The sequence below is a fragment of the Lacibacter sp. genome (assembly GCF_035299325.1).
GTDB lineage: Bacteria > Bacteroidota > Bacteroidia > Chitinophagales > Chitinophagaceae > Lacibacter.
This window is the reverse complement of the sequence record NZ_DATGWT010000003.1, coordinates 12,474-39,256: the sequence shown is the minus strand read 5'-3', so window position 1 is coordinate 39,256 and position 26,783 is coordinate 12,474. Positions and strand designations below refer to the sequence as shown.

Sequence of the window (26,783 nt, the reverse complement as noted above, 5' to 3'; positions counted from 1 at the left end):
AACCACAATGTCAAAGGGATAAGCAGAGGACTAATGCGCCAGATAAGCCTAAAAACTTAGCAAGTCTCAAAGTTCACCTCTGCTTTTCCTTTGAAAAATTAATCTCATTTCATCTTAAATCAAAGTAAAGGCAAGTGTTCCGCCTCAGTGGATCACTTGATGCCAACTGATTCGGCCCCGATTGTATCGGGGAATTTGAAAATCAAAAGCTGTTCATTTGTAAATATTTCCGGCATTGTACCTTACTGCAACGGTAAAGCGTTTGAAGTTTCCGATGCAATCGGAACAAAATAGACAGCAACAAGTGATCCTGCGGAACACTTGCGCCAGAAGCGGTTTTATTTATCTACTTATGGAGATCGTCTATCCTATCTGTTAATCTAGCCCCCTCATCCAGCCAGTGATGCGACTCGATGTTGTCATTATTGGGATCGATGATAAAGTACTTGCAATCAAAGTCTGTGTCTTTGCACCAGTAATTTACTGTTATGATATAGTTTTTCCCAACATGTTCCACAGTTAGTTTTATTTGTAGGACTATTACACTTGCAAGAATTTGGCGAGAATTTTCAGAAAGGGTGAATTTAATTCCCAATCCATCATCGTCAATTTTGTGGAATAAATGATCGCTATCAACAGAATTAACATTGTATACGTCTATAATAAAACTCACTTTGTCAGCTGGAATTGATGACTCATTTTGAATGTATATTGTAATCGAGTCATTTAAAGCGTCGTTTGTTTGTTTATTTAGCCTTGCAGTTAGTTTTGGCTTTTTTCTTTTTTCAAATAATGCTTGAATTAAACCATGGGGAGCGGGCTTCGCTTCATTGTCGATTCTGATATAGTATCTTCCATCTGAATTAGATTGATGTGGAGGTGTAAAACTTTGAGGAATATCAATAATAAAGACGCTACCCTCTGTTGTGTTTATTTCTTTAACTGCTATGTCAGTCGGGCTTGGAGTAATATTTGAAAATATCTTTTGCTGCAACCAATCCTTACTTACAAATTTCGAAAAAGTTAAATCTCCTTGACAATATCTGATGGTTCGTTTGCCCTCTGTTTCCTTTAATTCACGAGGTGCGCCTATAATTAATAAGCCTCCTTCTGTATTTAGAAAAGCTGCAATTTCTTTAAAAACGTCAGTGATCTCTACTTCACCACTCTTGAACTCCAACTTTGAGCTTTCCTCCTGTCTAGTGCTGAAATAGTCCCTCAAATCTTCAAGAGTGATTTCGGCTAAATTTTTTCCGAAAAAAAGTGATGTGTTTCTTTTCAATTAATGTTGATTTGAAATACAAGAAAGGATGTTAGTAAAAGGTTTCAATACCTTCCTACAAAAAGATTTATATTAACCTTATTCAATGGAAGAAACTTTTAGCTTAGGACTTTACTTTTTTTCTAGTAGCCTTTCCAACAAAGCAATCTTCTCATCTTTCTCCTTCAACAATGCAGCATACAATTTCTTATTTTCTTCAACAACCTCCATCCATTTTTCCACGGGATTGATTGTTGGTTGTATTTGAAAAAGTTGTCCGGTAGCGTTATCGTTAACAGTTGTAACGGTATTGCCAATAATGTTAATCGCAGCTTCTTCTGTAAAATTCTTAATAGCATCAGAAGGTATTTTCAATGCCTTCGCCACATCTTCCAAAACACCCGCTTCAATTTTATCCTTTGCTTCCAGTAAAGAAATTTTCTTCTGGTTCCAGTCATCACCAAGAGCAGCAGCAAGTGCTTCCTGCTTAATACCTAACATTTCACGAAAGCGTTTTACATTACGTCCTTCATGTATGATTTTGTTTTCTGTATGCATAAAACAAATATAAGTTCCTTAACGCAAAAAAGAAAAGGAGATAAACACCCCTTTCCGGCATAAATTATCCTCACCGCCGTATAAACTATCCCTTTACAAAATTGCATATCCCTCCATCACACAACAACTTTGTAAAGGCAACAGCTGCAGACGACACCAGCACCAATGCCCAACTCAAGACTCACGACTATCAACTACCGGCTATCGGCTGCCAACCTATAACCTTTAACTCTTAACCTGTAATACCATGAACAAAATTCCTTCCCCCTGCCTCGCCATCGCTTCTTTTTACGACTGCTGGAGCCTGCCCGATGCAATACATATCCTTGCCAACAGTCTCAAAGCAGCACAGGCCAACCGTCTCTGGAAAGGCCGCACACCTTCCAATCTCATCTACTTCTACGATCGGCTCGGCTTACTGCTCCAGTCTGCCATCGACCTGCTCCGGGAAGAAGAAGTATGTCACAACGCAAAACTTACCGGTACACACAACCAACAATGGCTCACCGCTTACGAAAGCTATTGCAGCCCCTCGAATAATAATACAGCATGGCATTTTCTGCCACGGCATCTTACACAAAAAGAATTTGCCAACCCTTGTAAAGTATTTCAGAAAATAAAGAACCACCGTTCAGTTGAAAAATGGAAAGAACTGTTGAAAGACCTCATGATGCATGCATTATCGCACAACAACATGCAGGGCTTTATCAGCGGCGGAGAAGTGTTGAAGAGCTGGCTGCTGTTGCACAAACTGTTAGAAGCAACACACCTCGTTTATGTAAGAGCCATACCCGAAGATGAAGACGGTCCACTCCGTAAATGGCAACCTGTAACAGGTAGCAATGAAAAATGCGATGGCCGGCAAGAACACAGCAACATGATCTATCTCTACGAACAACTCAAACAACTGCTGAAACATGTCGATGTTCTGCAGCAGCAACAGCACACATAATTAATATCCTTGCACAGGGTTGCCAACCTTGTGCCTCCCTGCACAAAAAGCAATGCCCCGCCAAAAGGTTGGCAACCAATTGTTCATCCGTGCCCTTCTGTGCAATCTGTGAGCAACAACCTTCCCGCCTTACCGGCCCCAACTTCTCAATGCAGCCCGCCTATTCCAAACCCCTAATTCCCAATCCCTGAATTTTCCCCTTACTCCCACTCAAAAGCGTAGATAAAGCCTATATAAAGCGTATTAAAAGCGCTCAGAGTGGCAGCTCACTTTAAGCAAACGGCCATTGTAAACCCCGGTATAGCGCAATCAACCTCTTTTTTGTCGCTATTACACCTTCAACCGGTTATAGGTAATTGTTAGTTTTGAAACAAGATCAAACAACATACACATGCCACACATTAATCCTCACATCAACTTTAACGGCAATGCCGAAGAAGCGTTTCTGTTTTATCAATCTGTTTTTGGCGGTTCATTTACAAGAGTCGTGCGTTTTAAAGACATGGCCAATGAGCACTTTACTCCATTAGAAAAAGAAGCCAATAACATCATGCACATCGCCTTACCCATTGGCAGCAGTACGTTAATGGGCAACGATGTGCCCGAATTTATGGGGCCCACCAACGAGCGGGAAAACAGAAGTAAAATTGTAGTGCATGCAGCCACCAAAGAGGAGGCCGATCAATTGTTTAATGGTCTGTCGGCCGGTGGCGAAATTGAGATGCCCATCGATAACAGTCCCTGGGGTTCTTATTTTGGTATGTTCCGGGATAAGTATGGCATTGAATGGATGGTGGAGTTTGATGCAGCGAACAGCGCAAGCTGAAATAGCCGAATCATGAATTGACAAAGTTTGTTAGAGTTGTTACAATACCTGTACACAAAATACTTTGCTTGCTTTTGTGCCAAACAGCAACTATTTTGCATGCAAAAAAATTGCTCAGCAACATAAATTGAAATCACGAATGGAACAAACAGATTTTTCGATACTATCCGATGAGGAACTGTTGGCAGAAGCAAAAAAGTTGAAATCTTTTTCGGTAACAAATGCATTCCTGGTTGGTTTTCTTTTTGGCATTGTTGTGTACAGTGTTTTCAACAACAGCTTTGGATTTTTAATGCTCATTCCTTTATACATTATTTACAGGTTGGTGAACGACCCAAAAAATAAACGATTGAAAGAAGTAGAAACAATTTTAAAAGGGCGAAAGCTGCGATAGGGTTTTCGTACAGTGTCTTAATCTTTTAACGCTGTAACTATCTATTCAATTAGTTTCTCTCATTGCACCAATACTATATCTGCCACAATATTCCCCGACAATGATTTGGAAGAAGGTAAACTTTTCCAATAAGCACCGGCAACAGTAAGGCTGTTGTCAGGTAGCACTGCAGGAACAGCAGCAGGGAAGAAATAAGAATACCGTTCGATATACGAAGTGCTGTTCATCCATTCGGTCGACAGTTTCATAAAATACCTGTGAACAACATCAGATGAACGATTTGGATTTGCATTGTACTCTGTTACCCAAATTGGAAGTGAAGGATAAGCCTGGTGCACTTTTTCAACAAAGCTTACAAAACGTGTAAATACTTTTTCAGCTGTTAATGAATCGGTAGTGCCATTGTTGGTTTGATTTCCCCAATCGTACCAATGAATGGGAAGTACATCTATCCGTAGTTTTTGCGATTGTGCCTGCGCCATAAAATTAGTAAGCCATTTTCCTGTGCCAAATGTATTGTCCTGTTCTGTTACAGGCGCACCTAACCGCAAACCTGTTTTCTGCATTATTTTATAGCGTTGAATGGCTGTATCGATAACCGGAATATTTGATTGTGAAGAATTATCCGGTTCGTTGAACGATAGTAAATGATCAACATCATTACGCTCAACAAGGTATTTCACATTTGCATCTGTGCATGCACCTTTACCCCATGTCATTGGAATAAATTGCTGATCGGGAAACGAAGATTTGTTGAGGCTCCATCCGTAATACCATTGCGCAGCGAAGGCCTGTACTGCTGCATCATTTACAGAAGCAGTTCCCTTCTTATCAGGATTACTGATCTTCATATACCTCATGAACGAAATACTGTTACGCAAGCGTGCAGGTAAGTTGGCTTTGATATTGTTGTCTTTCGCAACCACGGTAACCGATTCACCGGTACCATCGAAATTGGCAGCAAATACAACCATATAACCCTTGGGCAGAAAAAACGAAACTGCTTTGTCTTCAAAACCGGCAGGTATTGCTTTATACAATGAAGAGATTGCGTTCACTGATGAATATATGGTATCAGGCGAAAGTTCAACCCACGGTGAAACGACTTTTTCTCCGGTAGATATAGTGAGTTTTGTTCCGGAATAATTTCCCTGCGGAGTTCCTCCTGTATTATTGACCGGTTGATCAGCTCCTTTTTTACAGGCAGCAAAAGCGATCAACAATGGCAAGAGAACAAGATGAAGATTTCGAATGTTCATACGTTTTACAATTCGTTGCGTTGAATACAGAAACCGGAATTCGTGTTTTCTGTGTTCAGCATTACCAAATATAAATTGCAGTTGTATCACAAAACATGGTGAAACGCAGTTTGAACGAAGAACCCCTCATAATTGAAACCGGATAGATGGATATTCAGTGGTATAAATTGGCGGTCTGCGGTTATATTTGCCACTTATTTTAATCAACAGCATGAAATCAGTGAAGTTATTGGCCATCATTATCCTGGTAGTGTTTTACAGCAACGTACAGGCACAAACAGCCAAAATAGTTTTTGGGAATGTGGTCGATAGCATGCAGAAAATTCCTCTACAGGGAGCAACCATTACGCTTGTTGATTCAAATGGTGTGAAATTAAAAACTACATCATCCGATGCAAAAGGATTTTTTAAGCTGAGTACGGAGAAGAAAAGTCTGCGTGAGATCATCATCAGTTTTACAGGCTTTAAAACAAAAACAGTACAGCTTACCTACGATCAGCTGGCACAGGAATATAAACTTGGTTCACTGTATCTCTATCCTGATGTTTCATCCATGGCGGAAGTAATTGTGAAAGGAATTAAACCACCTGTTTCATTTAAAATAGACCGACAGGTTTTTAAAGCATCGCAGTTTGGTGCAGCGTCCAACGGTACCGGTATTGATGTGGTGCGTAACCTGCCTTCTGTTTCTGTAAACGGACAAGGTGAACTTTCTCTCCGTGGATCGACAAGTTTTTTAGTATTGGTGAACGGTAAAACAACACAGGGCGATCCTGCATTTGTGTTGAATCAGTTGCCTGCCGATGCCATTGAAAGTATTGAGATCATCACCAATCCTTCTGCGATGTATGATGCGGATGGGAAAAGCGGCATTCTTAATATCATTACAAAAAATGGAGTAGAAGATGGATTAATGATACAGGCCAACGTAATGGGTGGGTTGCCTGCATTGAATACCTACAACAATCAACGCAATAAATATCCGCATCGGCACAGTGCAGATGTATCAGCTGCGTTTCGAAAAAATAAATGGGATATCAGCGGTGGATTGAATTACCTGCGTAACGATCTGGCAGGTTACAGGGAAGGAGATGTGTTTACTGTAATCAACAATATCAAAACAAGTTTCCCTTCGAATGGCGAACGAAGTTTTAACCGCTACAATTATGGTGGAAGGTTAGCAGTTGCATACGAGATCAATAAAAACAATAACATCAGCAGTGGTTTTTATATTGGTAAGCGTTATCAAACACGTGTGGCCGATCTGTTGTACAATAATCAGCGTGAAGATCTTTCAACTGGAACAGTGAGCAACTTTACCTACTTCAATGAAAACACACAACAGAAAGAAGGTGTGTTTACGTTGGCTAATCTGGATTACACTCATTTGTTTGCCGATAAATCGAAGCTTGTGTTTTCTGCATTGTTTGAACGGGCGAATCTTTCAGGATTAACCACCAATAATAATCTTTCTTATCCTTCATTAGCAGATACAGTGCAGTACACAGAAAATCCTTCTTCAAATCCATTGAATGCATACCGGTTGAAATTGGATTATAGCAGAAAAGTGGGCAATGGAAATTTTCAGGCAGGCTATCAGTACAGGTACGATGTGCAGGACGGACGGTTTCTTTACCGCACGAAAATATCAGGCACAAATAACTTTACAGTAGATCCCAATTTTACCAGCAACGTAAATCTTACCAATCATATTCATGCGGGTTATGTGCAGTATGCAGAAAAAGTAAAACGCTTCAGTTACAGTGCAGGTATTCGTGTAGAAGAATCGGAACGTAATCTTTTGTTTTCACTGAATAACCAGAAAACAAAACTGCCGTTGACGAATTTCTTTCCTTCGTTGCAATTACGGTACGAAGCATGGGACAGAGCGGTATTGAAAACAGGTTACAGCCGACGCATTAAACGCACCAACAACTATGAATTGAATCCATTTCCTGAACGTGAACACTCTGAAACACTGGAGCAAGGCGATCCGCAATTGTTGCCTGAGTTTATCGGTACTTATGAGCTGGGTGTTGAACAGCAGTTTTCAAAAGGAAGTTTTTTTGTTACACTGTACCATCAGCAAACAAAGAATCCCATTCAACGGGTGAATAAAGTTTTCAATGATACTATTTTGAACCGTGTGTACACCAATGCAGGCAGTGCCATACAAACAGGCATTGAAACAAACTTTACAATGCAGGTAACTGATGTTTGGCAAACCATCGTTGGAGGTAATGTGTACAAGTACGATATTAAGGGAAGCATTTTTAACGGTGCTGTTGCGGTGCGTAACAACAGCTGGGTGTATAGCATCAACAGTACACAATCGTTTAGTTTGCCAAAAAGATGGTTGCTGCAGTTGAGCGTAAATTATCTGTCGTTGCGAGCCACTGCACAAGGTGAAGACGGTTATTTCTTAACACCCAATTTTACGGTGAAGAAAACAAGCATGGATAAACGCTGGAGTTTTCAATTGCAATGGCTGAACATGGATGCAGGGTTAAAGAAATCGAATCGTCAGCGTATTACCACTTACGGACCTGATTTTTATACAACCACTAATTACATTTACGAAACAGACCAGGTACAACTTTCGTTAAGTTTTAACCTGCTGCGCAAAAACAGGAAGATCAATCTTCCCGTGAGTGAAATGGGCGAGAAGGAGTTTTAATGAAATCTGATGAATGGGGTCTTTTTTGAGTGATCTTCCCCGATGAGCTTTCCGTTAAAAGAATCAAATTGATTTTTATCGATTGCTGTTTTTCATCGGGCATATTTCTGCAGATGGCTAAAACTTGCCCAGACATTTCACAAATCCTTCAACGTTCATTAATTCATTATTTTTGAAGCATCATGAAATCTCCTGACGCTTCCACAATTTTTTCATCTTACAAAAAGCACATCAGCACATTCACTTCATTTTCCAATGAAACATGGGAGCTGATCGAAAGCGTGTTGAGTGTAAGAGAATTTAAAAAAGGCGAGTACAGCGTGGAAGAAGGTAAGATCTGCAGACATATTGATTTCATTTATCAAGGCTCCTTTCGTGCCTATTCCAACAAGGATGGAGAAGATATTACAACAGGTATCTACCTCGAAGGTATTTGCTTAACCAATATGAAAAGCCTCAGCGCAGGAACCGCCTCTCATCTTTACCTGCAGGCATTGGAAGATTCCGTTACCGCAAGATTATACAAAGAAGAGCTTATTGGTCTTTATGAAAAATCGGCTGAGCTGCAGGCCGTAGGTCGTGCCATACTTGAAGGCATGATCGTGGAAGAAAATGATTGGAAAGAAATGTACACACTTTACGATCCTGAAGAACGCTACAGGTTCCTTATGCAAAAATCTCCTGAGATCATACAACGTATCTCACTGCAATATGTAGCTTCTTTTCTTGGCATCCGCAGGGAAACACTGAGCCGCATCCGCAGCCGCTCGGCCCGTTAAACTTTTTGATTTAAGTCACAAAAATCATTTTGCACAGTTTAGAATTTTGTATCTGAAACAAACAGGTATGAAAAAGATTCTATTCATCGCATTGCTCTCTGTTACGGTAACAGTTACGTATGCACAAAACAAAAGCAAAATGAACAAACAGATCATTGAAACACTTATCCGCATTTATGCATCAGCAGTAGATGCGCAGGACATTGCGGCAGCAGAAAAATTTCTCGATAAAGATTTTCGTGTGGTACTGAACAATTACAACAATTCCGGCAGCAGCGCCATTCTTTCCCGTGAGCAATACCTGGGAATGATGAAGGCAGGAAAAGTTGGCGGTAATAAAAGGGAGCTTCGCATTCTTTTTACCGATGTACATGAAGCAGCGGCCGTTGTAAAAGTGGAGCTGAAAGGGGAGAAGTCCATTTTTACCAACTACTACAACCTGATCAATACAAATGGCCAATGGCTTATTGTTCATGACATCCCTCAAATAATAACAATCAACAATCAATAATTAACTTATGCAACATCAAAATTTTTCAAATCACATCAGGAAACATCCGTTGTATCACTATGTTCTTGTGCCTTTATCGCTGGTGCTGATACCTGTCGCATTGATCAACGTGTACATCCATTTTGACTTCACTTCCATTCTTTTGCTTATCGTTTCCATACTGCTGCACCTCACGGTTTTTGTTACCCGCTTTTATGCAAAGAAAAACCAGGACAGGATCATACGTCTTGAATTGCGGCTGCGGTATTATTTACTCACCGGAAAATCATTTGAACTGCTGGAAGACAAATTGAGTTTTTCGCAACTGGCAGCACTACGCTTTGCACCCGATCATGAATTACTGGATCTTTTTGCAGATGCCGAAACATTAAACTTACAAGGCGTACAAATAAAACGAAACATCAAACAATGGAAACCTGATCTTATGAGGGTATAACTATTTACTTATTACTTAATCAAACAAAAATGAAAAAAGAAATTACACAGCAACAGGTGTACGACCTGGCAATTGAAAGCTTTGGTATTGTACCGGGCATTATTAAAGAAGCAGCAGAACGCAGCGTGCATACAGCATACCTGTACACCAGCGGTACGGCAGTAATGGAGAGTGCATCTTTTTCGCAGATAGAGATGAATGCGATTGAGTTGAAAGTTTCAACACTTAATCATTGTGAGTCGTGCATGAAAGGACATAGCTACTTGCTCAAAAAAGCAGGCGTTGCTGAAACTGATATTAAAGCCATCATTGATGGAGGTAATACAAGCAATGATCAATTAAATGTATTGCTGGAGGCAACGGAATATATTTATCATGCTGGCAGCGATGAGTACCCGGGTTATGTTGTCCAGTTCCTGCAGGAGAACCTTACAGAAAAGCAATTGGTGGATATTATTGGACTGATCTCATTGAAAGTTATTTCGAATTACATCAACAATTACCTGGTATCTGCGAAGCGATTGAACCAATCGCTGGCAAGGCAAGCAGTTTGATCAGTAAAATTACTATCAATCCAACTTATTTATAAAGCTAACTTTGAAAGAACATGAAAACAGAAGATACACGACCGGCAATTTTTGTGATCAACGGCAGTGCCAGTGAACGATCAGCAAATCAAAAGCTCATCAACAACTTTGCTGGGCAGATGAAGGAGTATTTTGATGTAGATATTTTTAACAGCCTGAAAACACTTCCTCATTTTGATCCTGAATTGTCAATTGAGAATACGCCAAAAGTAATACTCGATTTCAGAGCGAGTATTGAAAAAGCAGATGCCGTTTTGATCTGCACACCGGAATATGTTTTCAGCATTCCCAGCGGACTTAAAAATGCAATTGAATGGTGTGTATCAACAACAGTTTTTTCAAATAAGCCAACTGGACTGATCACAGCTTCGGCAAGTGGAAGAAAAGGGCATGAAGAATTACAATTGATCATGAAAACAATAATGGCTGAATTTACAGCAGAAACAACGTTGTTGATCTCCGGTGTTAAAGGAAAGCTCAATGAGAACGGAGAAATAACAGATAAGAAAACGAAAGAGGATTTTGAAGCATTTATAAATTCATTTAAAGCAATGGTTGAAAAATAGTCTCTCGTTCTATTTAAGGTGAACCGAGATTATCGTTTGTGAGAATCAAAAAAACAAGCCATATGAGCAATCATATGGCTTGTGTAATTTCAAAACAGAGCTGTTAAATTTATTTCTTAACTAATTTATGTGTGCTTATCATTCCGTCCTGATCAATCTTAACAGTATAAAAACCGCTTGCCCATTCGGTTGAAACAACAGGGATCACATTTGTGCCGGTTCTTAAGCTCTTTGTGAGTGCTGCTACTTTTCTGCCGTGTATATCAAAAACAGTTATTTGCACATCACTTGTTTGCAAACTTTGAATGGATATGCTGAAGTTGTCAGCAATAGGGTTGGGCATTATTTTTATTTGCGATGCTGATTCGAAATTCACCAACTTGATACCGTAGTAAACAGATTTACCGTCAAGATCGTATTGCACCAAACGATAGTAGTTCTTTCCGTTTAATGGGTTAACGTCTGTATAACTGTATTGGTGACCTGCTGTAGTATTACCTTTTGAACTGATCTTTGCAATTTGTTTAAAATCACGACCTGTTGCACTTCGCTCAATTACAAAATGACTATTGTTCTCTTCAAAATCGGTACTCCATTCTAAAACAGCAGAAGCCGAAACTTTTCTTGCGTCATAGCCAGTTAGTTTAACAGGTAAGGTAGAGCTCGGTGTAACCAAAGACCAGGCTTCATTAGTAATTGAATAGCTGGTACTCTGGTTACGGGTACCAACAGCATAGCCATTAACTCCATCACCGGCTGCAATACCCATTGTTGCAGTATAGCCGGCTGCAATACCTGTGAGGCTACTCATCACTAACCTGATCTCATTTGTAGTTTCGTACAGTTGAATCTCTCCTGTCATTCTATCGGCTGATGAAATGTGTTGTATGTTCTCGTAGTGAACAACAAATACACGGTTGGGTGCGGTGCCTGTTACGGCATAAAAAATAGTGCCATTCACGGGTGCATCCGGGTACCAATCGGTTTGGGTAAGTGCGATGAAAGCATTTGTTATATCCGGATCAGCGGGAATTGAAAAGCCATTGCAACAGCCTTCACTACCGGCATCAGATAACCAAATAAAACCATTGGTGCTGATGCGTGCGGTGGTATAGCCGGTTCCATAAAAACTAAACGCAAAAGGGATGTTTGCATCTAATATAACATCATCGCCTGCCGGGCCTGCTGTGCCACTGGCAATTAACAAACCTGTATAAGGTATACTGGTGGCCTGTGCATTTAATAGGAGTAATGAAAAGGAAAAACAAATGGAAAAGAAGAACTTTTTCATAGTCAGTTGGATTTTGGATTTTATATTGGGTTTTACAATGCAAGATTAAGCCAATATCCAGTGCTGATAAATGCTCGTTTTTGTATTTACTGTTTTACACTTATTTCGTAACCGGATATTTATCCTTCTCTGCTAGATGGTTACTTGCTTAAAAGCAATAAAAAAGCTGCCTCGTAATGAGGCAGCCCATGTTTACACGAAAACAACACTTACTTTTTTGCTGTTTCTTTTTTGCAGCATGCATCTGTTTTCTTGCAACACTGCTCTGTTTTTTTCTTATTCTTTTTTGGTTTATCGGCAGTAACACCTGCATAAACACTGCTGACAAAAGCGAAGGCAATAGCCATATATAATATCTTTTTCATTTTTTGAATTTTTAGTTTGATTGTATTGAAATTGTTTTTTGTGATATCGTCTCATGCAAGTGCCGGCGGGCGCCACACTTTGGAGAGGTAAGATGTGCGGTAATGATTCACCACAAATGCAATTGGTTTGAAACACGTTTTTGCAGATGTGGAATAGCTGAATTCATTTTGCAATACATAGACTGAACTCACAGAATTATTACAGCAACAGGATCCTTCAGTATTGCCGGTATTGGTTGATGGATGATCAGTTTTCTTCAAACCATTCTCAACTGTAAAGTTGCCGCAGGTTTGGCTGCTGAATAATGATCCCACGTAATCAGCAAACGATTCAGTACCGTCGAGTAAACTGCAAAAGCAAAATAATAATATGACAGCCTTTATTTTCATTTCGATAAAAAAATGATCACAGTTAAATGCAGAGTGAAAATAGAGTAACGCCGAAATGCTGTCTAAAATAAATGAGCAAGCAGTTGAATTAAGCATGTAAAGCGTGGGAAATCTTAAGTGAAGCGCATTTCACTACTCGGGGTTTCATCACCGGCGAGGGTATCGCCCCGTCGCATTTCTATTTTTTGAGGTTGATAACGCAGCGTAGCTTCTGAGTTATTTGAAGCCTGACAGGGTATAGATTTCATAATATTATGATGTGTTACTCGCTTTACTTCAACAGTGTCTGTGAGGTATTGGGGTACAGGGCCAGCTTTATGGCCAAATGTTCCAATTCAATGCAATTACGAACGGTGTTTAGGAAACAAAATTAATTTGTCAAATATTTACATTCACCGGCTGAAAGTTGTATTTTACACGTCCACTCAAATCGCTGTATCCCTGATCCTCTGGAAGAAACCGGTGCTAAAACGCCTCAGCCGTCTGAAAATCATCTCTCCTGTAGAAACCAAATTTAGCTGAGCTTTTCCTTTATCCATTTGACCGAACATCGCTGCCAAACACACCATCCTTTCGTTTATAATTTCATTATAATAACTAATTAGTTTCTCATGGATAAGGTTTACATATTAGAAGAGTTGAAACAAGTAACTGAATTTCTTGCAGACATGCCATTGAGCAATAGTCCCCATCAGGTAATCAGTGATACACTTTCTTATGCAGTTTATCTTATCAATCAACTTCAGGAAGATCCTTTATATACCACGTTTGCTGAAAGATTGGATAATTGTATTACACAGTTGAGTGAAAACTCCGATCAGCAAGCTGCTGTGGCAAGCGCACTCCCCGCATCAATAAAAATACTGCGTCATTACACAAGGTCTGTTTCGAAGAAACTCCATGTGAAAGAACCTTTCTTTCGAAAGCTGGGCTTCTGGATTTAATTTTTTACGAAAGCTTTATTGATTATTCTTTTCCCTGACGGCAACTTTATCTGCATAGTATGCATGCAGAATTGTGCTTCCTGATGGATATCTGTATCTTCAGTTTTAGTACTGCTGCTGATAGCAGTTGCTGAAATCTTATTTATCATGAGATCGATTCTTTGCTTCTTACTTCTACTTGGTTCACTGCCCCTGAATGCACAACAACTTGATGAGATCGACAAGTTTGTTTCAAAACAGGTGCATGATCAAAAGATCACCGGGCTGAGCATTGGCATTATTGTGAATGGTAGAATAGTAATGGCAAAAGGGTATGGCCTGGCGAATGTTGAACATAAAATTCCTGCTTCACAAAACAGTGTGTACAAAATAGGATCGTTAAGCAAACAGGTAGTGGCTGTAGGAATCATGACACTGATCCAATCCGGAAAAATTAAGCTGACCGATACCGTTACAAAATATTTTAAAGATGCACCTGCAACGTGGAGTAACATTACTATCCGTCATCTGTTGAATCATACATCCGGATTAGTACGGGAATCGCCGGCCTTTCAACCAATGCTGCTGCAACACGATACTGTTTTGATTAAAGCCGCTTACAAAATGCCATTGGTATTTGCCACTGGAACCAGGTGGCAGTATTGCAACCTTGGTTATTTTATGTTGGCCGATATCATCAGGCAGGTGAGTGGCAAGCCGTTTCCTGAATTCATGCGGGAAGAAGTTTTTTCAAAACATGGACTGAGCATACAGCCAACATCAACAAGAATGATCGTGCCTGAAAGAGCGGACGGTTACGTGCTGGCTGGTAAAGATTCATTGTATAAAGCAACAGATTATATTGCTTTTCGGCCAAGCGGCGCCTTTCTTTCAAGTATCACTGATATGTTGAAATGGGAAATGCTGATGCAGAATGCTCAGGTATTATCAAAGCAGAGCTGGCAACAAATGTGGACGGATACCGTAAGAACAGATATAGTTACGCCTAAGATCGATTATTATGGTTATGGTTGGCGTGTAGCAACGTTTAAAAATCGTTTATTGGTCAATCATGGTGGATCATTGCCCGGCTTCCGCAGTATTTATTATCGTTTCCCTGCTGATAAAACGGCATTCATCATTCTTACAAATTCAGATCATACAAATGCCGGCGTTATTGCGCAGGGTATTGCAGAGATACTGTATAAAAATTAACTGTTTTCCGTCATTGCTTTTCTCTCTTTTTCTTAATTACCTTGTTGCCGATAAAATATGATCATGAACTTACAAGCAGGCAACATCATCATCAGTACAGATTTACTTAATGGTACTGAGTTTGAAAAAGTGGCGATTGTCATTTCAGAACACAATGAAAAAGGTACGATCGGTTATGTGTTTAATCAACTGTTTCCAAGAAATTTTAATGAGCTTGAAGAATTTAAACATTCCATTGCTGTTCCGTTGTATGCAGGAGGACCGGTTCAAACCGATATGCTTTACTTTATGCATCGCAGACCCGATCTTATCGCAGACGGAGAAAAGATAGCTGACAATGTATACATGGGTGGCGATTTTAAAAAAGCAGTGCAGTTATTGAACACTGGACAATTACCTGTTGCAGATGTCAGGCTTTATATAGGTTATTGTGGTTGGGATGTAAATGAACTGGAAGATGAAATAAAAGAAGGCAGCTGGCAACTTACCAACGCATCGGGTGATCTTGTTTTTTCAACTGCTACTGAATCAGTATGGGATAAATTACATACAACTATTGAAGCTTAAATTCTTTTAAAGTTTTTACACTAAAATCAATTCATGCAATTCAAAACCTTTCTTCAAAGCATTTCTGCATCAGCTCCGCCGCCTGGCAGCAGTGTGTATCTTCAGTCAATGTGGTACGATGCAAAAGGAGATTGGCATGAAGCCCATTCGTTGGTCGATCATTTGCATGATCTTACTGCCTGCCGGGTACATGCTTATCTTCATCGCAAGGAAGGCGATATTGCTAACGCTGATTACTGGTATCGTCGTGCCGATAAAATAAGACCTTCCGTTTCCCTGCAGGAAGAATGGGAAATGATCGTGAAAGCTTTACTTTGATCACTTCTCTGTCTCAGGTTCCCGTTTTATAAATATGTCTGTTGAAGATTCACATCTTTATGTGGTTTGCAGTAAAATCATGTCCGATATATTTACATGCTTTTCCATCAAACCTCATCATCATGAACCGTTTCATTCTTTTTCTTGCTTTGCTCTGCTTAATTGCTGCTTCTTCCTGTCGCAAACCTGTTGAAGAAATACCTGACCCAGTTACAGAGTCAAGTTTATCACGTGTGATATTGTTACCCAACCAGGGTAACTTTGTAAAGCAGGCACTTTACATCAATACAAATCTGCTAAAACCCAGCGCCGGAGTTGAAGCTGATCAACTGTTTTTCTTTTTTGATGCAACTCCAACAGTTAATAACAGTGCAGGCGATGCGTTGTTGCTCACCATCAATGCTGCTCATCTTGAAACGGGGTTAGTAAAAACATATACGTTCGATCAATCATCGGCAACGGCAATGCATGCACGGTATGTATATTTTGTAAATCAGTTGAATGGCAGTTCATGGTCGGGTATTACAGATTCAAGATTCGGAGTAGTGTTTGAAGGAAAATTAACGATCACTGCATACGATTCGAAACGTAAACTTATTAGCGGTGATTATGAAGTAAAAGCAAGAAATCTGATCAATGATCCAACGGTACAATCTGTTGGTCAGCCAATTGATCCTGTTAATCAATGTGATCTTACGGTTAGTGGTTCATTTAAACATGTGAAATTACCCTAAGCAGTTTGCATAATACCAAAAGCCCTGTTGACGATAAATCAACAGGGCTTTTTTATATGACTTTATTTATTGTTTCTCGTTTTGCTTTCGTACATATTTCGTAAGTATCACAATGGTCTGTCCTTCAATTTTTCCTTCAATCTGTTCTGTATTCTCTTCCACCAAACGAATATTCTTCACCACCGTTCCCATCTTTGCATTGAGGGTTGAACCTTTTACATCAAGTGATTTAATGAGTACAACTGAGTCGCCGGTTAATAATTGAGCACCATTACAATCTTTGTGCAAATCAACACTTCCGTCATTTTCATGATCACCCGTTGCTTTGGCCCACGCCAAACGATCTTCATCGAGATACATCATATCTAAATTATCTGCGGCCCAGCTTTCATTGCGTAAGCGGTTAAGCATACGCCACGCCACAACCTGCACACCCGGAACTTCACTCCACATACTTTCTGTTAAACAACCCCAATGCTTACTATCAAGTTCTTCTTTCTTTTCAACCTGCGCCAAACATTTACTGCAGATGAAAATACTGTTATCGGCATTTGACTGATCTTGCGGCGGAACTTCGTACACTGTAAGGTTTGTATCCGATTTACATAGCTCACATTTGTTTTCGCTTCGTTGTTGCAGCAGGTCTGCCAGTTTCATTGTTTCGTTTTTGGTTAAGGCGGCGAAGGTAATTATTTCATCCTTCCTCATTCATTTTTTATCATCAGGTACAGAATTTGCCCGTTATTACCTGTTTGCCAGCCGAATGGACCGGTTGGGCCTCAGGGAAAGCATTACAGCTGTTTGCCCGGCGATCAGTTATCTTTAACAAACAATCAACAGGCAGCAGCGAACAGAAGATAAGAGGTGCTTGCTGAAAAATTTGCTGCAATGAAAAAAATAAAACTTTTATTTACAACAATGTGGTCGATCATCAAACAATCATTCTCCGATTTTATTGATAACAGAGTATTAAAGTTGAGTGCAGCGCTGGCATTTTACACCATCTTCTCACTGCCCGCCATGCTCATTATTATTATTTCTGTGAGCGATGTTTTTTGGGGCAGGGAGGCAATTGAAGGAACATTGTACAATCAGATATCCGGTTTTGTGGGAACTGAAGCTGCCATACAAATTCAACAAACCATTCGTAATGCTGCTTTATCATACGAAAGTAAGTTTGCAACATTGATCGGTTTGGTAACATTGCTGGTGGGTGCTACAAGTGTGTTCAGTGAAATTCAGGATTCAATTAACCAGATATGGAAATTGAAGACAAAGCCGTATAAAGGGAAAGGTTACTTCCGTTTAATCGTGAACAGGTTACTCTCATTTTCATTGGTGGTTGGTCTGGGCTTTATTTTGCTTGTGTCCCTGGTGATAAATGGTTTGATGGATCTGCTGTTAAACAGGCTGACCGTTCTGTTTCCTGAAATAACGGTGATTATGGTGTATGTATTTAATCTTATACTCACGTTTGGTATAACATCATTGCTATTTGGAATGATCTTTAAAATACTTCCTGATGCAAAGATTGAATGGAAGCATGTTAGAACCGGTGCATTTACAACGGCCATTCTTTTTATGATTGGAAAATTTTTAATTGGTTTTTATTTAGGACAAAGCCAACTCTCTACAACGTATGGTACGGCAGGATCTGCCATAGTTTTATTGTTATGGGTTTACTATTCAGCCATGATCTTATATTTCGGTGCCGTATTCACGCATGTATATGCAGCACATACCGGATCAAAAATATACCCGAATAAATATGCAGTGTGGGTGCAGGAAATAGAAGTGGAATCAGAAAAATCAATTGAACAGCAGCCTGAAGCAAAGACGGTGATAGAAGTTCCCGCCAATTCACTCAAAAGAGACGACGAATAAATTTCTTGCATTTTTTCAGATCGATTGTCTGCTCACGTCAAAAAAAATAATGTATCTTATTTGGGTAAAACCAAAACATGCACAAAGCGTTTCTGTTTGTTCTTTGCTTCCTCTATTGTAGTATTACGTATGCTCAGCAATTAAAAAAGGGGAATACCTACGCCGTTATCGTTGGCATTTCAAAATACCAGAACCCCGGTATCAGAGAATTACGATTTGCTAACCGGGATGCACAGATGTTTGCTGATTATCTTCAATCATCTGCCGGTGGTACAGTGCCGCAGGACAATATCAGGTTACTCATAGATTCAAGTGCAACCAACGCTGCGGTTTACAATGCGCTCAGCTGGTTAACTGAAACAGTGCAGCAAGACGATCTCGTCTATTTTTATTTCTCCGGCCATGGAGATATGGAATCGGAAACAGCACGCAGACTTGGATTTCTGCTTGCCTTCAACACACCCCGTACAAATTATATTAATAACGCTATACGTATTGAAGACTTGAATTACTATGCCAATACATTATCTGCTAAATCAAAAGCAAAAGTAATTCTCATTACCGACGCATGCCATAGCGGAACATTGGTTACAAGCGATTACCGTTTAAAGTTTTTGGTGGGCAATGAATTACGTAAAGCAAAAGACAATGAAATACGCATTACTTCCTGCGGACCAAATGAACTGGCTGTTGAAAATGAAGCATGGGGTGGTGGTCGTGGTGTGTTCTCATATTATTTCCTTAATGCGTTAACCGGTTTTGCAGATGCAGATAAAAATGGAATTGTTACAGTAAAAGAAGCAAGGCAATACATGGATAGTGTTATTGCGAAAGACCCCACTTTGCAAAAGATCAGGCACAAACAAACACCGGCATTGGTGGGAGCTGATCAGCTTTTACTGGCAACAGTTAATCAACAGCAGTTTGCACAAGTACAACAGCAGGTATCTGCACCCTTACCTTCGGCAGTGGTACGGCAACAAACAGAAATGAGTGCACAGCAGTTGGCTGATTATTTTTTCGAACTATACACTTCTTATAGTCCTGATGTTCTACTTGATTACGACCGGCTTAAGTCTGCAAGTACGGAGAATATCTCATTGGCTGTAGTACAGGAAGCGATACGTTCTATAGAAAAGCTATCAGGAACTATTCGTAGTGCTCAAACCAATGCAGGCGACACCACGATAATTATCGGAACAAGTGTTCGCACATTACAACTGCTCGAAAAGCAATTGAATAATAATAATAATAAGCGCTTACAGAAGCAATTCAATAATCGATTGCTGGTGGCTATTGATAATCATGTTCAGGAAGTGATCAATGATTATCTGGATGGTGCAGAAGCTGAGCTTGAGCGAAGACGTTATTATAATATTCTTACCAATGGATATGATGTATATCCGAAGATGTTGGCGTTTGCATTGCGCCTGGCAGATGTTGAAAATCCATTGTATAAAAATCTGCAGGTAAAGTATTACTACATGCTGGGCGTTGCATGCAGGTTAAAAATGCCGTTGGTAGAAAATAGTAGGTCGTTATTCGATTCTTCTTTCAACATGCAGCAGAAAGCGTATGCACTGGAAGAAAATGCTGCGTACATCAATCATGAAATGGGCATTCTCAACTTCGACAAAAGAAAGTATAAGCAGGCGGAGGGATATTTTTTAAAAGCGGCGATGATCAGTCCTAAGTGGGTATTGCCGTGGGCAAGCCTTGTTGGATTGTATACGGCCACCAAACAATTCGATAAAGCAAAAGATGCTTATAACACGGCTGTGGCTTTGCAGCCGGGCTTTCAAAACACCTATGTAAGTGCAGGTATCATGCACGAAGAAATGAACCAATGGCTTACCGCCGAAGAAATGTTCAGGAAAAGTATCAAGATAAACAGCCGGCATTATCTTCCGTTTGAACGATTGGGTTATACCTATCTGAAAACAACAAACTATGCACAGGCTGATTCATTTTTCTTTGAAGCAGATGTTCGCAAACGTGGTTATTTTTTCAATGCACCCAGGCATATGAAGCTTCCTAAGCCTGTAATTGATCAATTTGATGCTGTATACGAGCCGTGCTATTTTGATAGTAAACTGGTAAACGAAAATGATGTGGCTGGCAACTTTGCCATTGCTATGGATGCTTACCGCAGCAATGATTTTTTTACTGCTGAAGATCATTTCAGAAAAGTAATTGCACTAGATAAAACAAATCCGCTGGCATTTCATTATTTAGGCAAACTCTATTATGATAATAAGCTTAGACAGGGGGCTGAACTGATGTTTAATTTTTCAGTTGATTATTACAAAGATTCAGTTTCTTTTTCTCGGTATGTTGATTCGTTGCAACAGCATACGCCTGAGTCGCCTGTAAAAGAATGCGTACTGAAGGAATTCATAAAAAATTACTACCGCCAAATTGAAGATCATTATTTCTTAGGTACATTATACGAGCAATGGAACCATTTTACGGAGAGTGAACAGCAGTACCGTATCATCATTAAAAAGCAGCCTGATTTTTACGGTGGCTATTACCTGTTATGGAGTATGCTTGAAAAAATTGATCGCTACCAGGAAGCAGAACAGGTGATTTTTGCTTACAGGAATATTAACTTTCCCGATGGTAGAAATGAACTGTTCTCATTCTACAAACGTATGCATGTGCGCTTACCGGGTGAAGGCAATTGGTTTTACAAGGCAGGCAAATTATTGTACGAAACAGTAAATGAAGATCCCGATAAGTATAGGATCGACTACAAAGAGTATAAACCTGATGAAGACAAATCAAGCCATATCAACAGAATGGCCATGCTTAATGTTGAGCCTTTTAGATTTGAAACGTTGCCGGGTATTGATAGCGTTGTGCAGCTTGCAGATAAGATCAGGCTACCTTTTACACAAGGGATTGCGTGTTTTCTGAAAGCTGATTCTTTATTGACTGAAGATGAATACCTGCTTGCCGAAATAAATGATAAGCTGGGTGATCTGTATGTATGGCAGGGCTTGGTTGAAGATGCACCCAAACATTATCAAAAAGCAATTGATCTGCAGGACAAGAATTCCGGTATTCGTTTAAAACTCATTGATGTACTCGACAGACTTTATCAATTTACTTCAGCGCAAATGCATCTTGATACATTGCTCAATCGAAAAGAAATTAATTTCCCCAAACAGTTGTTGCTTGCAAAGTATTATGCGCATTCGTCAAAATTTAAAGAAGCATCGGAGTTATTGCAGCAGGCAGAAGTAACCCATGTTTACAAGCTGGCAGAGATCGAAAGTTTATTCGGAAGAATTGAATTGCTTTCCAATCAACCCAAAAAAGCAATTGAACGTTACAAAACTTTTCTCGCTTTAAAACCGGATAATGTTGAGGCAATGTATTCTATTGCACGCATCTATGCGAAACTTGGCAATAAAAAAGAGGCATGGCGCTGGTTACAAAAAGCATTGGACAAGGGATTTCTTTATTCGTATGTGCTGAAGTTTGATGAAGTATGGAATACTTACCGAACTGAACCAAAATGGAAAAGACTGATGAAAAACTATCAGTTTATTCAATACCCTGATCCCGGTTAATTAAAACAGGAATTTGTAAATGGGATACTGCACGCAACCATTTGCAGGTATTGGTGGTTTGGCGCATGCGGTATTTTTTGCCTGAATAATAGTTTTTGCTCTTGTCTCTTCGCATATTTTAAACCAGCTTACTTCTCTTGGATTGCTGCTCGCCAACATATTTTCAAGCGATTGTTTAAAGTAGTAAGACAGAAATCCTCCCAGTTTTGGATTGGTTGTTGCAAGTTGATTTTTATCGGCCGCTGTTATGAGTAAGGATGTCTTCTTGGGATTCAGGAACAGCGTTCGTAGGTTTTCATAATTCCATTTCAGATCAGATGCACGGGGCTCGGGTGGAGTAGGAGCAATACTGTTGGTTGCTTCGGGATCGTTATTACAGCAATCGCTCACAACAAGTGTAAACCTGTTGGGTTTGCTTTTAAGTGTCAAAAAAATATCTTCAATATTCATTGTGTGTTGTTTGTAGTCCTGCGTTTTTACATCTGAACGCAGATCCATAAACGGGTAAGGGCGGTTTAACTTCGGCATGCGAAACCCATGACCGCTGTAATAAAACACAACAATATCTGCAGCAGCAGGTTTAAGATTTTTTACCGCTGCGTCTACATTTTTTTTGTTGTAGCTATTGCCAAATATTTTAATGATGTTTGCTTTAATACCAATTTCATCAGCAAGTTTTTTGTATAGATTTTCTGCACGGTCAAGATCATAAATGCTGAACTGGCTAAGTGTTGGATCGGTAGTGGCGCAAACAAGTATCACATGCATCTTTATGTTTTTTTCATTTGCATTTAACCCCCTTGTTACAGCTTTGAACATGGTTACATACAACTGATCATTCTCATCAAAAAAACGTAAGACCACTTCTTTCCGAAGGCCTGATGAATTTTGCAGTTCAGCTTTCATAAGCTCAGCGTTCACTTCTTTTCCATCAGCAGTAAAGGCAGTAATTTTTGATGGCTCAAACTCGTTTGATTGGGCGTTAAGAGCAAACCAGAAAGAAAGACTATCAGCGGCAGGTTCGTCATCACCATCAATCAGTTCAGGTTTAGTGGCTTTGTAATAAACAACAGATGGATCGATAATGCTGTTGGTTCCGCTCACAAACTGCTCTTTCAGCTTCATCTCAGTGATCACAGGTTGCCCGGCAGCATTGTTATGCAGGATACGCACAAAACCACCTGAGCTGCTGTTACGCACAAAAAAAGCTTCGTAAGTCCGGCTGTCAGCTGAAGGAAGTTTGTATTGGAAATGGTAAATACTTTGGGCAGTAATTGCAGTGGAACACAGCATCAAAAAACTGATAACAAGACAGCAGGTTCTCTTCATAAATGTGGTTTTGGTTCTTAAAACTAATCTTTTCATTCAGGTTTTCAAAGGGAGCTGTTGGCAGTTTCGGGCTGGCATATTTTGCCATACTGAAAAACTTTCGTACACTTACGACCTAAAACTAAAGCTTATGTACAAAAAAATCAACCAGGGACTGATGGCAGCCATGCTGCTTTTTACCGTATTTGCAACCGCCTGCAACAACGAAGGCGAAAAAACTGAACCGGCTGCTGACACACCGGTTGTTACTCCGGAACCAACACCAGCTCCTGCTGATACTACTGCAAAAGACACAACAAAAATGGATACCACCGGCGTTCAAAAACCAGTGATAAAAACTAATTAAACTATTTTTTGTTTGATGACAGTTTGATCCGGGTCGATTTGATCCGGATCTTTTTTTCTCCGGCAATCCGTTCCCTGTTCTGCAATAACTTTTCTATGAGCCAATGTTCAACCCTGTGGTGCAACGGAATCAGAATGGAAGCAATGGCAACAAAGATGAGCATTTCAAGAACCGGTGTATGATGCGTTATTTCTTTTACGGTCGGGTGCAAAAGAAGTGTCAAAAATTCAAAGAAGATCAGTAGAGAAAGTACGCCCAATACTTTTATTACTCTGATAGGTATTCTTACACGGCTCAGTAACAATGTAAGAATGAAGAAGCCCGGAATGAACAATGCGATGAACAGCATTTGTAATTGCTGCGAACGTTCTTTGGCAGCAATACGTTTATCTTCTTCAAGCTGCAATTGCCTTGTCTGTTCATTAATAGACAGTATTTGCAGATCACGCACTTTGGCTTTGCTGTTGATAGAATCGTTTAGTGTTTGGACGATTGTAAAATAAGCAAAGGCACTGTCAATATTTTTTTGTTCTCTGTAATAGTCTTTTAAAAATTCTGCGGCATCAAGTTCGTTTGATAAAAAATTCCCCTTTTTCGAAATACTTGCTGAAAGAGCGGCATAATGTTGGGCAGAATCAAGCTGATTATTTTGTTTAAACAGTTTGGCAAATCCCAATGTGGTTTCGCAAAGCAAAAAATCATCATTTTCTGCTGTAAGAATCCGGATGGCCGTTCTGTAGTTTGTTGCAGAAGAATCGAAGTCGATTTTTTTACGATAATAATGCCCCAGCCCGATCTTTGAGATACCGATATAATAATTGTTATTGAGCACTTCAGCTCTTTTAAGCGACATATTGTAGTAATGAAAAGCTGAATCAAGTATGTTCAGTTTATCAAATGCATCACCAAGGTTAAGTTTTACCTGGTAAATAAGATCTTCTACATTGTTGCCTGTAATAACCGAATCGGCCTTGCGGTAATAAAAAAGTGCTTTCTCGTATTCCTGCTCTAACACATACACGATGCCGATATTGATGAGCACACTACCCATATTACGTGGGTTGTTTCTCTTCTCTTCAATTTTTAATTTTTGCAAATGATAATCGAGTGCTCTTGGATAATTGCCGATATTGATAAACCCGTTGGCTAATATGCCAAGCGAGCGTGAAAGACCTTCGGTGTACTTAATTGAACGGGCCAGGTAAACAGCTTTTTGAGAGATAAGAATACTTCTCTCCGGCTCACTGTTATTGATCTCATCAGCATATTGCCACATCAAACGCACTTTATTTGAATCGATCTTTTCAGCTAAGAGTAGTTTGTTTAAACTGTCGGCCACCGGTGTTTGCGCTGCAATAGTTGTCAGGCTCAAAAGAGATATGAAGAAGAGATTAAGCAGTTTCATGTACAATGTGGTTGTTTATTCATTGGGTGTATCCAATGAATCACGTATTCCGGAAAGATAAGCCGTAATTCAGGAAGTGCAAAACAGATGCGTATACTTCAGCTATTAAGAAATAATAAAGATGGTTAGGGTTGCTCAACCCAGGCGATCATACGCAATGGTCCGCCGCTTCCTCCTTTGATCTTCATGGGTAGTGCAAAAACATAAGCACCTTTTGTTGGCAGCGCATCAAGGTTTGCCACATTTTCAAAACCGGGAATGTTTTCTGCATAGAGCAATTGATGTGTTTTAAAATCTTTCGATTGTCCGTAATCAATACTTGGGGTATCAACGCCTACAGCTTTGATCTTCCTGTTTTTACTCAGCCATGAAGCCAGCTCCGGATGAATGGATGGGAAATGCAGTTTGGCTGTTGCTGCTTCGCCTTTTTCAGCAGTGCCTAAATAGTTTGCAGCATCCGGGTAAAATTTTCCCCAGCCGGTACGGAATAAAACAATAGCCCCATCAGGGATAGCACCGTTTTCTTTTTCCCATGTAGTAACATCGTCAACTGTTACCTGGTAATCGGCATTGTTGGTTGTTTTTGCCGTAACATCAATTACCACTGCTTCTCCCAGCAACTGCTCCAATGGAATTTCGTCAGTACTCCATTTGCCTTCTGCGAAATGCACTGGTGCATCAAGGTGTGTGCCGCCATGTTCGGGAGAAAAGAAGGCATTTGATGAATAGTAATATCCGCCGACAGTTTTTCCATTGAATTGTGTATCGAGTTTAAAGCCAACGGGGTTATTGGGCCAGTAGATCGTTTCACTGGAAAAATCATAACTCAGGTCGATCCATTTTCCTTTTGAAAGAAATTGGGAGAGCGTTTGTTTTTCGGCAGGTTGATTGCAACTAACTGCAATGATGAATAAAACAGAGAGGTATTGTTTCATGCAAAATACTTTTTCTAAAAATACATTATTCTGTTCTGCTGATCTGACAGGCTACCTCTGCATTTTTTATGTGATGAGTTTTTGTCGCATTTACCCCGTTATTTTTCGGGTTTACCCAGCCCTAATTTAAAAAACAGTTCGGAAGTTTGTACTGTTAAACAATCATCATCATTCTTAAAACAAATAACATGGAAACACAGGCAGCAACAGTGATCACAGTTCAAACGGTAGTGAACGCACCAATAGCAACCGTATGGGAAAGTTGGAATAACCCGGAACACATTACCAAATGGGCTTTTGCATCACCCGAATGGCATACGCCATGGGCGAAGAACGATCTTCGTGTTGGCGGCAGCTTCTCATCACGCATGGAAGCAAAAGATGGCAGTATGGGTTTTGAATTTGGCGGTGTTTATGATGCGGTTACTACCAATGAACAAATTGCATACACAATGGAAGACGGACGTAAGGTGAAAATTGATTTTACAGCAGACGGCAATTCCACGAAAGTAGTGGAGAGCTTTGATGCGGAAAGTGAAAACTCAATTGAAATGCAACAAGCCGGTTGGCAGGCAATACTTGATAACTTTAAGAACTACACAGAGCAGTTATAAGCGATGCTTAGTTATTAATCAAAATCCGGGCTTTGTTAAAAGTCCGGATTTTTTTTGAGTGGTAGTTCGGGTTATTATAAATA

At 39.9% G+C, this 26,783-nt stretch carries 28 protein-coding genes; 18 read left to right on the top strand and 10 right to left on the bottom strand.

Annotated elements, in window-relative coordinates; translation table 11 throughout:
* Positions 1-346: 346 nt before the first annotated feature.
* Both VK159_RS01685 and VK159_RS01680 read right to left on the bottom strand, forming a co-directional pair.
* Entirely contained in the window at positions 347-1,282 is a 936-nt protein-coding gene (locus VK159_RS01685) for an ATP-binding protein (protein ID WP_324228402.1), read from the bottom strand.
* Positions 1,283-1,393: 111 nt separating this feature from the next.
* Positions 1,394-1,819 (bottom strand): helix-turn-helix transcriptional regulator, encoded by a 426-nt coding sequence (locus VK159_RS01680; RefSeq protein ID WP_324228401.1) that lies wholly within the window; start codon positions 1,817-1,819, stop codon positions 1,394-1,396.
* 247 nt (positions 1,820-2,066) lie between these two features.
* Here VK159_RS01680 and VK159_RS01675 point away from each other — a divergent pair, with 247 nt between their 5' ends.
* The 3 genes from VK159_RS01675 (at position 2,067) to VK159_RS01665 (ending at position 3,991) form a co-directional block, all read left to right on the top strand.
* On the top strand, positions 2,067-2,771 hold the full coding sequence (locus VK159_RS01675) for a hypothetical protein (protein ID WP_324228400.1): 705 nt from the start codon (positions 2,067-2,069) through the stop codon (positions 2,769-2,771).
* A gap of 391 nt (positions 2,772-3,162) precedes the next feature.
* The gene (locus VK159_RS01670; RefSeq protein ID WP_324228399.1) at positions 3,163-3,597 is read left to right on the top strand and encodes a VOC family protein; all 435 of its coding nucleotides are present in this window, start codon (positions 3,163-3,165) and stop codon (positions 3,595-3,597) included.
* A 139-nt stretch (positions 3,598-3,736) separates the two neighbouring features.
* On the top strand, positions 3,737-3,991 hold the full coding sequence (locus VK159_RS01665; RefSeq protein ID WP_324228398.1) for a hypothetical protein: 255 nt from the start codon (positions 3,737-3,739) through the stop codon (positions 3,989-3,991).
* 59 nt (positions 3,992-4,050) lie between these two features.
* Here the strand turns inward: VK159_RS01665 and VK159_RS01660 are convergent, their stop codons facing one another.
* On the bottom strand, positions 4,051-5,250 hold the full coding sequence (locus tag VK159_RS01660; RefSeq protein WP_324228397.1) for a glycosyl hydrolase: 1,200 nt from the start codon (positions 5,248-5,250) through the stop codon (positions 4,051-4,053).
* 211 nt (positions 5,251-5,461) lie between these two features.
* Here VK159_RS01660 and VK159_RS01655 point away from each other — a divergent pair, with 211 nt between their 5' ends.
* The 6 genes from VK159_RS01655 to VK159_RS01630 all read left to right on the top strand — a co-directional run bounded on the left by VK159_RS01655 (position 5,462) and on the right by VK159_RS01630 (position 10,806).
* On the top strand, positions 5,462-7,927 hold the full coding sequence (locus tag VK159_RS01655) for a TonB-dependent receptor domain-containing protein (protein ID WP_324228396.1): 2,466 nt from the start codon (positions 5,462-5,464) through the stop codon (positions 7,925-7,927).
* A gap of 182 nt (positions 7,928-8,109) precedes the next feature.
* Positions 8,110-8,706, top strand: a complete 597-nt coding sequence (locus VK159_RS01650) for a Crp/Fnr family transcriptional regulator (protein WP_324228395.1) — start codon at positions 8,110-8,112, stop codon at positions 8,704-8,706.
* 67 nt (positions 8,707-8,773) lie between these two features.
* Positions 8,774-9,217 carry a nuclear transport factor 2 family protein gene (locus VK159_RS01645; protein ID WP_324228394.1) on the top strand — a complete coding sequence of 148 codons (444 nt, stop codon included), beginning with the start codon at positions 8,774-8,776 and terminating at the stop codon, positions 9,215-9,217.
* Positions 9,218-9,224: 7 nt separating this feature from the next.
* Positions 9,225-9,653: a DUF6526 family protein gene (locus VK159_RS01640; RefSeq protein WP_324228393.1), complete on the top strand. Its 429-nt coding sequence runs from the start codon at positions 9,225-9,227 to the stop codon at positions 9,651-9,653.
* A gap of 29 nt (positions 9,654-9,682) precedes the next feature.
* A complete protein-coding gene (locus VK159_RS01635; protein ID WP_324228392.1) occupies positions 9,683-10,207 on the top strand; it encodes a carboxymuconolactone decarboxylase family protein in 525 nt (174 codons plus the stop codon).
* A gap of 53 nt (positions 10,208-10,260) precedes the next feature.
* Positions 10,261-10,806, top strand: a complete 546-nt coding sequence (locus VK159_RS01630) for an NADPH-dependent FMN reductase (protein WP_324228391.1) — start codon at positions 10,261-10,263, stop codon at positions 10,804-10,806.
* Between the two features lie 109 nt (positions 10,807-10,915).
* Here VK159_RS01630 and VK159_RS01625 read toward each other — a convergent pair whose 3' ends face one another.
* The 3 genes from VK159_RS01625 to VK159_RS01615 form a co-directional block, all read right to left on the bottom strand.
* Positions 10,916-12,097, bottom strand: a complete 1,182-nt coding sequence (locus VK159_RS01625) for a T9SS type A sorting domain-containing protein (RefSeq protein ID WP_324228390.1) — start codon at positions 12,095-12,097, stop codon at positions 10,916-10,918.
* Positions 12,098-12,306: 209 nt separating this feature from the next.
* Entirely contained in the window at positions 12,307-12,462 is a 156-nt protein-coding gene (locus VK159_RS01620; protein ID WP_324228389.1) for a hypothetical protein, read from the bottom strand.
* Between the two features lie 51 nt (positions 12,463-12,513).
* Positions 12,514-12,852 carry a hypothetical protein gene (locus tag VK159_RS01615; RefSeq protein WP_324228388.1) on the bottom strand — a complete coding sequence of 113 codons (339 nt, stop codon included), beginning with the start codon at positions 12,850-12,852 and terminating at the stop codon, positions 12,514-12,516.
* Between the two features lie 611 nt (positions 12,853-13,463).
* Between VK159_RS01615 and VK159_RS01610 the strand changes: the two genes are divergently transcribed.
* The 5 genes from VK159_RS01610 (at position 13,464) to VK159_RS01590 (ending at position 16,609) form a co-directional block, all read left to right on the top strand.
* On the top strand, positions 13,464-13,796 hold the full coding sequence (locus tag VK159_RS01610; protein ID WP_324228387.1) for a hypothetical protein: 333 nt from the start codon (positions 13,464-13,466) through the stop codon (positions 13,794-13,796).
* 147 nt (positions 13,797-13,943) lie between these two features.
* Positions 13,944-14,990, top strand: a complete 1,047-nt coding sequence (locus VK159_RS01605) for a serine hydrolase domain-containing protein (RefSeq protein WP_324228386.1) — start codon at positions 13,944-13,946, stop codon at positions 14,988-14,990.
* Positions 14,991-15,053: 63 nt separating this feature from the next.
* The gene (locus VK159_RS01600) at positions 15,054-15,557 is read left to right on the top strand and encodes a YqgE/AlgH family protein (RefSeq protein ID WP_324228385.1); all 504 of its coding nucleotides are present in this window, start codon (positions 15,054-15,056) and stop codon (positions 15,555-15,557) included.
* Positions 15,558-15,590: 33 nt separating this feature from the next.
* Positions 15,591-15,875 carry a hypothetical protein gene (locus VK159_RS01595; protein WP_324228384.1) on the top strand — a complete coding sequence of 95 codons (285 nt, stop codon included), beginning with the start codon at positions 15,591-15,593 and terminating at the stop codon, positions 15,873-15,875.
* Between the two features lie 122 nt (positions 15,876-15,997).
* Positions 15,998-16,609: a hypothetical protein gene (locus tag VK159_RS01590; RefSeq protein WP_324228383.1), complete on the top strand. Its 612-nt coding sequence runs from the start codon at positions 15,998-16,000 to the stop codon at positions 16,607-16,609.
* A gap of 66 nt (positions 16,610-16,675) precedes the next feature.
* Here the strand turns inward: VK159_RS01590 and VK159_RS01585 are convergent, their stop codons facing one another.
* On the bottom strand, positions 16,676-17,266 hold the full coding sequence (locus VK159_RS01585) for a PhnA domain-containing protein (RefSeq protein WP_324228382.1): 591 nt from the start codon (positions 17,264-17,266) through the stop codon (positions 16,676-16,678).
* A 231-nt stretch (positions 17,267-17,497) separates the two neighbouring features.
* Between VK159_RS01585 and VK159_RS01580 the strand changes: the two genes are divergently transcribed.
* Positions 17,498-18,493 (top strand): YihY/virulence factor BrkB family protein, encoded by a 996-nt coding sequence (locus VK159_RS01580; RefSeq protein WP_324228381.1) that lies wholly within the window; start codon positions 17,498-17,500, stop codon positions 18,491-18,493.
* 77 nt (positions 18,494-18,570) lie between these two features.
* The gene (locus VK159_RS01575) at positions 18,571-22,071 is read left to right on the top strand and encodes a tetratricopeptide repeat protein (RefSeq protein WP_324228380.1); all 3,501 of its coding nucleotides are present in this window, start codon (positions 18,571-18,573) and stop codon (positions 22,069-22,071) included.
* Here the strand turns inward: VK159_RS01575 and VK159_RS01570 are convergent, their stop codons facing one another.
* The gene (locus VK159_RS01570; RefSeq protein ID WP_324228379.1) at positions 22,072-23,400 is read right to left on the bottom strand and encodes a caspase family protein; all 1,329 of its coding nucleotides are present in this window, start codon (positions 23,398-23,400) and stop codon (positions 22,072-22,074) included. It lies immediately after the preceding gene.
* Positions 23,401-23,530: 130 nt separating this feature from the next.
* On the opposite strand from VK159_RS01570, the gene VK159_RS01565 reads away from it, so the two are divergent.
* Positions 23,531-23,746 (top strand): hypothetical protein, encoded by a 216-nt coding sequence (locus VK159_RS01565; RefSeq protein ID WP_324228378.1) that lies wholly within the window; start codon positions 23,531-23,533, stop codon positions 23,744-23,746.
* Position 23,747: 1 nt separating this feature from the next.
* On the opposite strand, the gene VK159_RS01560 is transcribed toward VK159_RS01565, so the two are convergent.
* Together VK159_RS01560 and VK159_RS01555 are read right to left on the bottom strand one after the other, a co-directional pair.
* On the bottom strand, positions 23,748-25,151 hold the full coding sequence (locus VK159_RS01560; RefSeq protein ID WP_324228377.1) for a hypothetical protein: 1,404 nt from the start codon (positions 25,149-25,151) through the stop codon (positions 23,748-23,750).
* Positions 25,152-25,276: 125 nt separating this feature from the next.
* Positions 25,277-26,086 carry a cyclase family protein gene (locus tag VK159_RS01555; RefSeq protein WP_324228376.1) on the bottom strand — a complete coding sequence of 270 codons (810 nt, stop codon included), beginning with the start codon at positions 26,084-26,086 and terminating at the stop codon, positions 25,277-25,279.
* A 188-nt stretch (positions 26,087-26,274) separates the two neighbouring features.
* Here VK159_RS01555 and VK159_RS01550 point away from each other — a divergent pair, with 188 nt between their 5' ends.
* Positions 26,275-26,700 carry an SRPBCC family protein gene (locus tag VK159_RS01550; RefSeq protein ID WP_324228375.1) on the top strand — a complete coding sequence of 142 codons (426 nt, stop codon included), beginning with the start codon at positions 26,275-26,277 and terminating at the stop codon, positions 26,698-26,700.
* The last annotated feature ends 83 nt before the right edge of the window (positions 26,701-26,783 follow it).

What these genes read in the sequence shown, in the direction of transcription:
- VK159_RS01655 (WP_324228396.1), top strand. Translation starts at nt 5,462, where the DNA reads ATGAAATCAGTGAAGTTATTGGCCATCATTATCCTGGTAGTGTTTTAC.
- VK159_RS01650 (WP_324228395.1), top strand. Translation starts at nt 8,110, where the DNA reads ATGAAATCTCCTGACGCTTCCACAATTTTTTCATCTTACAAAAAGCAC.
- VK159_RS01615 (WP_324228388.1), bottom strand. Translation starts at nt 12,852, where the DNA reads ATGAAAATAAAGGCTGTCATATTATTATTTTGCTTTTGCAGTTTACTC.
- VK159_RS01680 (WP_324228401.1), bottom strand. Translation starts at nt 1,819, where the DNA reads ATGCATACAGAAAACAAAATCATACATGAAGGACGTAATGTAAAACGC.
- VK159_RS01630 (WP_324228391.1), top strand. Translation starts at nt 10,261, where the DNA reads ATGAAAACAGAAGATACACGACCGGCAATTTTTGTGATCAACGGCAGT.
- VK159_RS01550 (WP_324228375.1), top strand. Translation starts at nt 26,275, where the DNA reads ATGGAAACACAGGCAGCAACAGTGATCACAGTTCAAACGGTAGTGAAC.
- VK159_RS01625 (WP_324228390.1), bottom strand. Translation starts at nt 12,097, where the DNA reads ATGAAAAAGTTCTTCTTTTCCATTTGTTTTTCCTTTTCATTACTCCTA.
- VK159_RS01600 (WP_324228385.1), top strand. Translation starts at nt 15,054, where the DNA reads ATGAACTTACAAGCAGGCAACATCATCATCAGTACAGATTTACTTAAT.
- VK159_RS01675 (WP_324228400.1), top strand. Translation starts at nt 2,067, where the DNA reads ATGAACAAAATTCCTTCCCCCTGCCTCGCCATCGCTTCTTTTTACGAC.
- VK159_RS01665 (WP_324228398.1), top strand. Translation starts at nt 3,737, where the DNA reads ATGGAACAAACAGATTTTTCGATACTATCCGATGAGGAACTGTTGGCA.
- VK159_RS01605 (WP_324228386.1), top strand. Translation starts at nt 13,944, where the DNA reads ATGAGATCGATTCTTTGCTTCTTACTTCTACTTGGTTCACTGCCCCTG.
- VK159_RS01670 (WP_324228399.1), top strand. Translation starts at nt 3,163, where the DNA reads ATGCCACACATTAATCCTCACATCAACTTTAACGGCAATGCCGAAGAA.
- VK159_RS01610 (WP_324228387.1), top strand. Translation starts at nt 13,464, where the DNA reads ATGGATAAGGTTTACATATTAGAAGAGTTGAAACAAGTAACTGAATTT.
- VK159_RS01645 (WP_324228394.1), top strand. Translation starts at nt 8,774, where the DNA reads ATGAAAAAGATTCTATTCATCGCATTGCTCTCTGTTACGGTAACAGTT.
- VK159_RS01570 (WP_324228379.1), bottom strand. Translation starts at nt 23,400, where the DNA reads ATGAAGAGAACCTGCTGTCTTGTTATCAGTTTTTTGATGCTGTGTTCC.
- VK159_RS01580 (WP_324228381.1), top strand. Translation starts at nt 17,498, where the DNA reads ATGAAAAAAATAAAACTTTTATTTACAACAATGTGGTCGATCATCAAA.
- VK159_RS01640 (WP_324228393.1), top strand. Translation starts at nt 9,225, where the DNA reads ATGCAACATCAAAATTTTTCAAATCACATCAGGAAACATCCGTTGTAT.
- VK159_RS01560 (WP_324228377.1), bottom strand. Translation starts at nt 25,151, where the DNA reads ATGAAACTGCTTAATCTCTTCTTCATATCTCTTTTGAGCCTGACAACT.
- VK159_RS01565 (WP_324228378.1), top strand. Translation starts at nt 23,531, where the DNA reads ATGTACAAAAAAATCAACCAGGGACTGATGGCAGCCATGCTGCTTTTT.
- VK159_RS01620 (WP_324228389.1), bottom strand. Translation starts at nt 12,462, where the DNA reads ATGAAAAAGATATTATATATGGCTATTGCCTTCGCTTTTGTCAGCAGT.
- VK159_RS01595 (WP_324228384.1), top strand. Translation starts at nt 15,591, where the DNA reads ATGCAATTCAAAACCTTTCTTCAAAGCATTTCTGCATCAGCTCCGCCG.
- VK159_RS01590 (WP_324228383.1), top strand. Translation starts at nt 15,998, where the DNA reads ATGAACCGTTTCATTCTTTTTCTTGCTTTGCTCTGCTTAATTGCTGCT.
- VK159_RS01635 (WP_324228392.1), top strand. Translation starts at nt 9,683, where the DNA reads ATGAAAAAAGAAATTACACAGCAACAGGTGTACGACCTGGCAATTGAA.
- VK159_RS01555 (WP_324228376.1), bottom strand. Translation starts at nt 26,086, where the DNA reads ATGAAACAATACCTCTCTGTTTTATTCATCATTGCAGTTAGTTGCAAT.
- VK159_RS01660 (WP_324228397.1), bottom strand. Translation starts at nt 5,250, where the DNA reads ATGAACATTCGAAATCTTCATCTTGTTCTCTTGCCATTGTTGATCGCT.
- VK159_RS01575 (WP_324228380.1), top strand. Translation starts at nt 18,571, where the DNA reads ATGCACAAAGCGTTTCTGTTTGTTCTTTGCTTCCTCTATTGTAGTATT.
- VK159_RS01585 (WP_324228382.1), bottom strand. Translation starts at nt 17,266, where the DNA reads ATGAAACTGGCAGACCTGCTGCAACAACGAAGCGAAAACAAATGTGAG.